Source organism: Sphingomonas bacterium (assembly GCF_903643035.1).
Classification (GTDB): domain Bacteria; phylum Pseudomonadota; class Alphaproteobacteria; order Sphingomonadales; family Sphingomonadaceae; genus Sphingomonas.
The window spans coordinates 1-8,742 of record NZ_CAHJWW010000121.1 but is presented as its reverse complement, the minus strand read 5'-3'; the positions used below and the strand labels follow the sequence as shown (position 1 = coordinate 8,742).

Below are 8,742 nucleotides of genomic sequence, written 5' to 3'. Positions count from 1 at the left end.
GCCAACCTCAACACGCCGCGACAATCAGCTCTCATCCTGATCGCCGCGCGCTTCTCATCCAGATCGTCGCGCTACAGGGCCCCCGCTATTTGGCAGGAAAGCCACTGGGAGTGCTCGTTATTATGAAGTTCAAGGGGGTCCCGATCGGCGCCGATCGGGACCCCCTGAAAACCTCTATTCTGGTTTCCGTTGCAATGACTTAGCCGCATTTACGCGGGGTCCGGTTTCGACGCCTTTCCACAGCCATGTCGATCACTCCTTCGTCCCCCGACCCAACAGCCAGGGAAAAGGTCAAAACATGGGTCACTTCTCAGCGGAAACTTGGCACTCCCCGGGTCAGCTCTCAGCGGGAATCAACATGCTACTCTTTGACTGGATCGCAGAACGCCATTCGACTGAGATAGTGATGAAACTCGGCCTGTCTGCGGAGGAAGCCGAGCTTTACAGCCAGTCCCTTCGGAAACGGCCAAAATAGTCGGGTTTCGCGCGAATCGGCACGAGTGAACCACAACGCGGTCGAGGATTTTTGGTTGCAAAGCTCCTTTCTGAAAGATTAAAAAACTCGAAGCGGGGAGGGCTTACTGGTGAGCGTTGCGCTGCAGATCTTCGAGGCCGCCACAGAGGCGCCGACCACGGTCGCGGGCTACCCCGACTACATCGTCGCCAAACTGAAACTCGCGAATCGTAGCCAGCGGTGGCTTGCCGACGAGACGGGGATCAGCCGATCCCGCATGCAGCGCCTCCTCTGCGGCGATCCGGCCCAGCGCAAACCGCTACGGCTGCAGGAAAAGCAGGCTATTTTTCAGGCCCTGAGCGTTGATGAGTATACAGCGACGCTGGTCACCGAGTTGATGGGCTTCAACACGGAGGAAGGGTTTGAGGCGACCGTAGCCATAGCCTCGATGTTGTCGAGCCTGTTCAGAGGACTGCCAGGGCAAGTGTTCACCGCAATCCAGCACATCGAAGGCTTTGAGCACCACGACGTTCGTGAGGAATACGGGCTCGTGCTGAAGGAAGCCGTCCTGAGGACGATCAAGACGAACTTCCAGGAGATCGCCAGTCGTCGTGGCCTAAGGCTCGACCAGCTTCTGACGGGCGATCGACACGGCCGATAAGAGCCGGAGAACCACGAGATCGGGTATGAGGCTGACCGCGGAGCCTACGCCGCCGTCTCGCGCGAGAAGCGTCGCCGGACCGCCTCGGCGTTCGGATGCCGGACGATGTACCTAAAAGCACGAGTACCGCTTGAAGAGCGCGCGACGTATCACTCGAAAGCACGAGTCTTTTCCTGTCGCTCCACCCGATAGCACGAGCCTTCGGCCGCGACGGCGGTGGCTGACTTGCTAAGCTGAGACCTCGTTCATCGCCGAATCGTGCCCTTCAGGCGCGACGCGGTCGGAGTGGGCGAGACCGGCCGGGATCGCACGCCCCCGACGGTGCCACATCAGGTGCAGGGAGATGCCGTGCTGATATGAAAAACCCGGCCGAAGCCGGGCTTTTCGGGGTGCCCGCTAGGGGCGAGGTAGCAATCACCACCTAGCCGAACCTCTCAGAACCCGCAAGCTCAATGCGTGACTCACGCCAAGGGTTTCTGTGTCCGCACCGGCTCCCAACGGGGAGTTTTCGGGCTGATGACGTATGCCTTCCGTCCTGGAGCGGGTTTCCGCCGTTTCGACGCCGCCGCGGCGCAAGCGGAGGAGCTCGCGAGAGCGTTCTGCGGCCTCCCACAAGGTGCCGGCCCAGGCCACGCGCTTGCGGCGTTCAAGCGGGCGGCGAGCTATCTCGACGTCCCGGCCCGCGTGGTGCAGCTGATCGACGCGCTGTTCGCATGGACGCAGCCAGAGGATTGGCGGTCATCGCAGACGCCGATCGTATGGCCGCGTAACGACAAGCTGGCCAGAAAACTGGGGTTGAAGGTGCGCCAGGTACAAAACCTGTTGGACAGAGCCGTCGCACTCCGTCTCGTCAGCCACCGCGACAGCCCCAGTGGTCATCGTGGCGGCGCACGAGCGGCCGATGGATCCATCAAATGGGCCTACGGGATCGTCCTGAGCCCGATCGGCACCCGAATGGCCGAGTTCGCAGGGATCGCGAAGCGAGGGGCGGAGGAGGATGAGGCGATTGACAGCCTCAAGAGGCGTCTGACCGCTGCGCGCCGACGAACGGCAACATTGGCCCAAGCGGCTTTAGATCACGAAATCCCGGATTCCTGTGCGGCCGATGAACTCGCATTGGCCCAGGTTGCGGCAAGGCAGATGCGCGGCGTCAGGGACATGGCCCTGCTGACTTCATGTGTCGACGAGATTGAGGGTCGCAGTCGGGCTCTAGAAGCGCGGCTCGCCAGCGCTTTGCACGTCGCCAACAGCCAAGCCGTTTCTCGTGAGTCAACAAATATTACATCCACCGATGCCGCTGACTGCGTCCTCTCTACAACTACAACCGAACTTCAAACTGCTAAAGCAGCTACAAGTAATGGCTTGGAGAAAGCAAGTAGTCGTCTTGGGGGGGCGCTTGACCCCCAGGAGCCAACAGCCGTTGAGGACGACCTCGAGAAACACGGGGTCGATCCCGATTTCATCCAGGCCGTTGCGACTGGATTGTGCGGAGCGAGGGAGATCGGGCGGAGGGGTTGGAGCGAGATCGTTCGATTGGCGGAGGAACTGGCCTCCCGTCACCGAATCCATCGTCACGCTTGGCAGGAGGCGAACCGACTTATGGGGCAACGCGGTGCCGCGGCTGCAATCATTGCGACTCTTCAGAAGTACCAGGCTGGCGACGTCGATCGTCCCGGCGCCTACTTGCGGGGTATGAGCGAACGCGCCTCCAAGGGCGAGCTGAACCTTGGCAGGACATTCCACGGCCTCAAGGATGTCAGTCGTTCCTCGGCCATGACGACGCTGCGCGAGGGTGGCGATCCGTTGCCCTTCGGCGCTCTGACGCGGTCTGCGATGCGACGGCAGCTCGTGCTATCGGGTAAGCTGTCCCGCTCGGAGGCGGATTACCGCTCGAAGGTATGAACGGTAGACGGATCACCCGAAAGCACGAGTCAACCAACCGTTGCCAAGCATGGGCGTACCCGGCAGGCTAGCGCAACCAGCCTACGGCCTTCAAAACTCGTGCTTTCGGGTAGATCGTCATTCAATCGGTGCGTCGTTCTGACCCAGCCGCTATGGAACGGAAAGTGATCGAGCGCCGCCCAGAGGGGGATGTGATGGCAAGCAAAGCGGTGGTGGTGCGACAAGGCAATCTCTATCAGCCCGACAGTCCGCTTCGTGGAAAGGTTCGCGGCGAGCGTAGCGTAATGGATTACCCATTCTTCGCTCTTGCAAAGCAGCCGGTCCAAAAGGAGCTGCACTTTACAATCGGCTCGGCGAGTATTGAGATCAGGCCGAGTGCGGCTGGAATAGCTACGATGTACGATAAGGAGATCATTCTCTACGTCGCGTCGCTGATGGCGCAGGCCAAGAAGGAGGGGAAGACCGTGGAGCAGGACTTCACCTTCACTGCGCACGACTTCTTCCGCATCACGGGTGTCGCGCGACCATCGAAGCGGGATTACGACCGTTTCACGGATGCTCTCGAGCGTCTTCAGGGAACGCAGATCAGGACGAACATTCAGACTGGCTCCAAGATCGAGAAAGGTTGGTTCTCGTGGCTGTCGGAGGCGACGGCAGAGTATGCGGTCCTGCCGAACGGTGAGCAGGGTCCACTCCGCGTCGTCCAGGTCCGGTTATGTCCCTGGCTGCACCGTGCTATCGAGAAGGACGGCCATATCTACCACTACCACCACGAGTATTTCCGGTTGGGGACGATCGAACGCCGCCTGTACGAGATCGCTCATTGCCACTGCGACGGAGAGGCCATCGAGCTGCCGTTTGAGATCTTGGCCAGGAAGGTGGGTTCGACCGGATCGGCTCACCGATTCAAGCAGCACCTCCGATCCGTCGAAGCGGACGATGCACTACCCGAATACAAAATCAGCCTCCGCGACGTCCTTCCTGCGGAAACGCGCTATGACTCGCGTGGTCGGCGGATCGGTACACCTGACACGATGGTCATGTTCACACCTCGCAACCGTCAGCCGGCCGCACAGATCGAGACCGCTTAACGGGTCGCGATGATCTCTGGGTGCGAGGCCGCCCCGGCCGTTGAGATCCGCTGCCAGTTAGCGAGGATCGAAGTGACGTAGGCCTGCGTCTCGGTGATCGCGGGCGCCATGCCGCTGCGGACGCGACCCGGCCCGGCGTTGTATGCGGCAAGCGCGAGCTCCACCCGGCCGAACCGATCGAGCTGCTGACGCAGGTATCGAGCACCGCCGCGCATGTTCTGGAGCGGATCGTAGCGGTTCACGCCGAGCGCGCTCGCGGTGGCGGGCATCAGCTGCGCGAAGCCAAAAGCTTGCTTGGGGGAGATCGCGGCGGGGTCGTAGCCGCTCTCTCGCAGGATCATTGCGTCGAACAAACCGACCGGGATGCCCTGCTCGCACGCCACGCTGCTCATGAGCCCATAGTAGGCCGCGCGTCGTCTCTCGGCCGCGCCGGTGAGAAATCCAGTCGGCCGATACGCCGAGGCCCCGCATCCAGGCACGAACGTCATCGTGGCCGGCAGGGGCGCGATAGTGCGCATCCAGGTTGGCGTCACGATCGTCGAAGTCAGAGCCACGGGTCCTGTGGCCATGGGAAATGCGCCCATGGGAGATGCGGGGAGAGCCGCACCGTGGTCAGACGACATCTCGGCAAGAGCCTGCGCCATTCGGAACTCGACGGCGCGTCGGCTCAACTCGTTCACCTGCAGACCGGGCTGTGGCGAAACGTCGGCCGGCGCGGGATTGGCCATGCTCGTGTTGCCGCCGATAGTAATCAACTCGACACCGCGCTGCGCCGTGGCTCGCGCTGGTCGGGCATAGCTCGCCGTGGAACAGATCCCGGTCACCAGAACCGGGATCAGGATCGACATCTTCTTCATCGGAACAGCCCCGCCATGCTGGTTTCAGTTGACTGGAGATCAGCACGCTCGACATTGTCAATAGGGCGAGCCGGCCTCGAACAGTGTCGGTAGGCTCGTCCAGGAGCTGTCCGATGTGGCTCATCGATCGCGATACCGACGGGAGTGGCGCCAGCCGTATCCCTTTGCCGGTCCCGCTGCGGCAGGCCCTCGTTCGCTGGTACGTCGGGCAGGGAACGCACCATGACGAGCAGGCCGGGATCACTCTCGTCCAGCAGGCGCGGATCGGCCACAAGTGGCTCGCGTGCGATTGCCTCGGTCAGGGCACGTGGCCCCCGATCCTGACACCGGCGTTCCTGTCGGAGGCGGATACTTACTACCTCCGACGCTTGACGAGCTCGAAGCGTCCGGAACATCGGGCGGATTGCGCCTTCTTCCGCGACCAAGTGACGCTGCGCATCACCGAGGCACGATCGCGGCTGACGCCGGCGGATCCTCCATCAGGGTTCTTCGAGGTCCTGCGGCCGGCACCGGAGCGACTGGCGCAGGCACCGGAGGACGATACCAACGACGATCGCCATCGTCAGGCATCGACGCCGCGGCTGGCCCGTCTGCTATGGCGACTGATGGACGCCGGCGGCTCCAACCTCGTCGCGCCGCTTCGGTACGGTGACGAGTGGTCGATCCGGGCAGCCTTCGCGAACCTTTGCGCGGCCGCCACCAAGATCGAGATCGCTCCCTGCATCGAACTGGCGCGCGCGTTCTGGACCCATCCTCGCGCGCTGCAATCGGAGGCTGCCTATGCGCAGCTGCGAGAGTTGGCGCCGCGCTGGCCGAAAGATCACGCCCCACAAGGCTTCCTGCTGCTCTACGCGCCGCACTTCAAAGGGCACGAGATCACGCTGCCGGGAGGCGACACCATCGCGATCGCGAACCGGGTGCAGTCGCCGTCGGTTCGAGGCAACCACATAGCCGGGCCTTACCTCGTCCTGGTCGTCGTCGGTCAGTATCCTGAGTCACGCGGCTATGCGCCGCTGCGCGCGTACGCTCAGCCGATCCTCAACGGACGCCTGTTCATACCCGTGGAAAGCGACTTCGAGCGCAGAACGACGCGCTGCCTGCTCGACTGTCAGAAGATCCTTCACGCCCAAGGCGTCGACGTGGCGATCAGCAAGCCGTTGTTCGATACCATGACGAGGCTCGGACCGTGCCGACCGGATTTCTTCATCGAAGCGCGCTCACGGACGACCGGCGAGGTGAGAACGCTATTGATCGAGGCCATAGGCTTCGACACCGATGACTATCACGCCGCGAAGGCTGTCACGCATCCGCGAATGCGGCTGCTGGGAGATCTGGCGACGGTCACGCCAGCCGAGATCGTTGGAACCGACGCCCAAACGAAATTGCTGGCGGCTCTCGATATCTAGCCTTCAGTTCCAGTGCATCGTCGCCGCGAACCAGCCGATGATCCCGAGGGTCACCGGCGTCGACAGGATGTAGAGCTTCTGCCAACGCCACCACGCCTTCGGCAGGAAGAGGGCGGCGCCGCGGAACGAGCCGAGCTCACTCCATGCACGGTCCTTCCAGAGACCATGGGCCGTAACACTGATCGACAAGGTCATGGCGATGCCGCAACACAGCGCCGTGGCCAGATAGATCGCCGTCCAGTTCGCGATCTCGACGGGGCTGAACTGGGACATGACCACCTCGTAATTGATCCGATTCGATAAGCATCAAGGGCTTCTTCGAGTTCCCTGGCGTTATAACCATGGACTTTCAGCGGAACGTAAACGCTCCGGCCGATAATCCGCGAAACAGAAGAGTGGAGGGAGAGGGCGAGGGCAGGCGTCGAGAGCGCCGAGCCTGCAACCCACCGGATGCGGCCCGCACCGGCAAACGAGGGGCACCCTCCCCATGGAACCCGTCATTCTCCTCATCCGTCGGTCCGGTCAGCCCGACATCATCGACAGCTTTCGGGATGAGGACGCGGCTCGCGACGCGTTGACCCGCTTCGTCCGCCTGCAACCCGTGCGGTCGGGCACCGACCATCCGCGTGCGGATGCCCAGGCGGTCGCGGCATGGTTCGCGACCGACCAGGCCTTCTACGCCATCACCCGTCTCACGCCTGGCGTGGATTGAGTCCGCGCCATGGCACTCATCGCCAACCGACCCTCCCAGCAGCTGGTCGACCTCGTGGGCGCGCTCGGCGGTGCCTGGCATGGCAATGCCGCCATGTGCCGCTGTCCGGCGCATAGCGACAGGACCGCGAGCCTATCGCTCCGGCAAGGCGATCGCGGGATCCTGGTCACCTGTTTCGCCGGCTGCGACCCCGAGGACGTGCTGCGCGAGCTGGGGCGGATCCCGCTCTCCCATCGCCATGCGCCTCCGCCGGTCGAGCCGGCCACCCGCACCGCCAACATCGACCGCCTATGGGCGGAGGCCCGCCCTGTTCCGGGCACGCTCGGGGAGCGCTATCTCGCGACGCGCCACCTGTTGCCCATGCCGACCGACGTGCGCTTCCATCCACGCTGCCCGCTGGGTCCGAAGCCCACCACGCGTTTCCTGCCGGCGCTGCTCGTGGGCGCGCGAGAAGGACGCCACCTGATGGCCTTCCAGCGCATCTTCCTCGATCCGAAGACCGCCGGCTACAGGGAGAAGGCGACGCTCGGCACGCTCGGCCATGCCGCCTGGCAGGGCGGTGGCTGCGCATCGACGATCGGCCTCGCCGAAGGCTTCGAGACCGCCCGCGCCTGGTCGCGGATCCGCGGCCACCCCTGCTGGGCGACCTTCGGCTCCCGCCGGCTCGATCTGGTGGACGTTCCCGCCAGCGTCACCCGCCTGGTCCTCGCCGGCGATAACGACCTGGCCGGCCGGCGTGCCGTCGCGCGCGCGCTGGAGGCCCATGCCGCCCCCGGCCGGATGATCGAGGTCGACGTGCCCGAAGATCACAAGGACTGGGCCAGGGTGCTCGAGGTTCAGGAGAGGGGAGGGGGAGCGGGCGGTTGAGGCCGCCGCAGTGGTGGCAAGACCGAGGAGCACCACCATGCCCGACCTGCTCGATATCGCCCCCGTCGACGAGCTGCCCGCCGCCCGCTCGATCGCGGCGCTGCTCGCCTCCGGCGCTTCGATCGCCCGCAAGGACCTAAATGAGGCGATGATCGCGGTCCATGGCGGTAGCGACGCCGACGGCCGCTGGACGCAGCGCGACAGCTTCGAGCTCCTGGAGCACGCGCTGGCGCTGTATCTCGCTTCCGCGGGTCTCCCGCTGGCCGGCTTCGCCGACGTCGCCGCGGCGAGCGCGCTGATGGAGCGCCTGCCGACCCAGACCGTGCGCAGCGAGGAGCAGCTCGACCTCCAGCAGTTCTCGACCCCGGCCGACATCGCCGCGATCACCGTCCTGCTCGCGGCGATCAGCCCGGCCGACGTCGTGCTGGAGCCGAGCGCCGGCAACGGCCTTCTGGTCGCGCAGGCCCCGACCCCGAGCGCGCTGCAGCTCAACGAGCTCGACCCCAGGCGGCGCGCGCGTCTCGCCACCATCTTCCCGGCCGCCACGATCACCGGACATGACGCCGCGGCGCTGGTCAGCCTCCACGCCAGCCTGCCGCGCCCAACCGTGGTGCTGATGAACCCGCCGTTCGCGCGCAGCCTGGGGCACGGGCCCGACGATCTCGCCGCCATGCGTCACCTGCAGGCGGCGATCCGGCGGGTCACCCCAGGCGGACGGGTGGTGGCGATCATGCCCGACTGGTTCACGCCGAGCGCGCGCGTGCGCGCCGCCTACGAGGCCGTCCTGACCGG

9 protein-coding genes and 1 pseudogene are annotated in these 8,742 nt (G+C 64.4%); 8 read left to right on the top strand and 2 right to left on the bottom strand.

The features are described from left to right. The 4 genes from HUV01_RS14945 to HUV01_RS08965 form a co-directional block, all read left to right on the top strand. The coding region (locus HUV01_RS14945; RefSeq protein ID WP_217430965.1) for a hypothetical protein at positions 1–203 on the top strand (203 nt) is incomplete at its 5' end. A 381-nt stretch (positions 204–584) separates the two neighbouring features. Next, positions 585–1,115, top strand: coding sequence for a hypothetical protein (locus HUV01_RS08975; protein ID WP_174297944.1), 531 nt, complete (start codon positions 585–587; stop codon positions 1,113–1,115). A 456-nt stretch (positions 1,116–1,571) separates the two neighbouring features. Next, a complete protein-coding gene (gene repC / locus HUV01_RS08970) occupies positions 1,572–3,017 on the top strand; it encodes a plasmid replication protein RepC (protein WP_254606522.1) in 1,446 nt (481 codons plus the stop codon). A 164-nt stretch (positions 3,018–3,181) separates the two neighbouring features. Further along, positions 3,182–4,108, top strand: coding sequence for a replication initiator protein A (locus HUV01_RS08965; RefSeq protein WP_254606521.1), 927 nt, complete (start codon positions 3,182–3,184; stop codon positions 4,106–4,108). On the opposite strand, the gene HUV01_RS15320 is transcribed toward HUV01_RS08965, so the two are convergent. After that, positions 4,105–4,965: a lytic transglycosylase domain-containing protein gene (locus HUV01_RS15320; protein ID WP_217430964.1), complete on the bottom strand. Its 861-nt coding sequence runs from the start codon at positions 4,963–4,965 to the stop codon at positions 4,105–4,107. The two genes, HUV01_RS08965 and HUV01_RS15320, sit on opposite strands and share 4 nt — an antisense overlap. A 113-nt stretch (positions 4,966–5,078) precedes the next feature. Here HUV01_RS15320 and HUV01_RS08955 point away from each other — a divergent pair, with 113 nt between their 5' ends. Then, positions 5,079–6,371, top strand: a complete 1,293-nt coding sequence (locus HUV01_RS08955; protein ID WP_174297943.1) for a hypothetical protein — start codon at positions 5,079–5,081, stop codon at positions 6,369–6,371. A gap of 3 nt (positions 6,372–6,374) precedes the next feature. On the opposite strand, the gene HUV01_RS08950 is transcribed toward HUV01_RS08955, so the two are convergent. Next, complete coding sequence (locus HUV01_RS08950) at positions 6,375–6,644, bottom strand: hypothetical protein (RefSeq protein ID WP_174297942.1); 270 nt, start codon at positions 6,642–6,644, stop codon at positions 6,375–6,377. 214 nt (positions 6,645–6,858) lie between these two features. Here HUV01_RS08950 and HUV01_RS08945 point away from each other — a divergent pair, with 214 nt between their 5' ends. The 3 genes and pseudogenes from HUV01_RS08945 to HUV01_RS08935 all read left to right on the top strand — a co-directional run. Next, positions 6,859–7,083, top strand: coding sequence for a hypothetical protein (locus tag HUV01_RS08945; protein ID WP_174297941.1), 225 nt, complete (start codon positions 6,859–6,861; stop codon positions 7,081–7,083). Positions 7,084–7,092: 9 nt separating this feature from the next. Further along, complete coding sequence (locus HUV01_RS08940) at positions 7,093–7,950, top strand: DUF7146 domain-containing protein (RefSeq protein WP_174297940.1); 858 nt, start codon at positions 7,093–7,095, stop codon at positions 7,948–7,950. 37 nt (positions 7,951–7,987) lie between these two features. Next, positions 7,988–8,742: pseudogene (locus HUV01_RS08935) on the top strand (methylase); the annotation flags it as partial.

Coding starts and splice junctions, on each gene's coding strand:
- HUV01_RS15320 (WP_217430964.1), bottom strand. CDS start 4,965: ATGAAGAAGATGTCGATCCTGATCCCGGTTCTGGTGACCGGGATCTGT.
- HUV01_RS08955 (WP_174297943.1), top strand. CDS start 5,079: ATGTGGCTCATCGATCGCGATACCGACGGGAGTGGCGCCAGCCGTATC.
- HUV01_RS08950 (WP_174297942.1), bottom strand. CDS start 6,644: ATGTCCCAGTTCAGCCCCGTCGAGATCGCGAACTGGACGGCGATCTAT.
- HUV01_RS08945 (WP_174297941.1), top strand. CDS start 6,859: ATGGAACCCGTCATTCTCCTCATCCGTCGGTCCGGTCAGCCCGACATC.
- HUV01_RS08940 (WP_174297940.1), top strand. CDS start 7,093: ATGGCACTCATCGCCAACCGACCCTCCCAGCAGCTGGTCGACCTCGTG.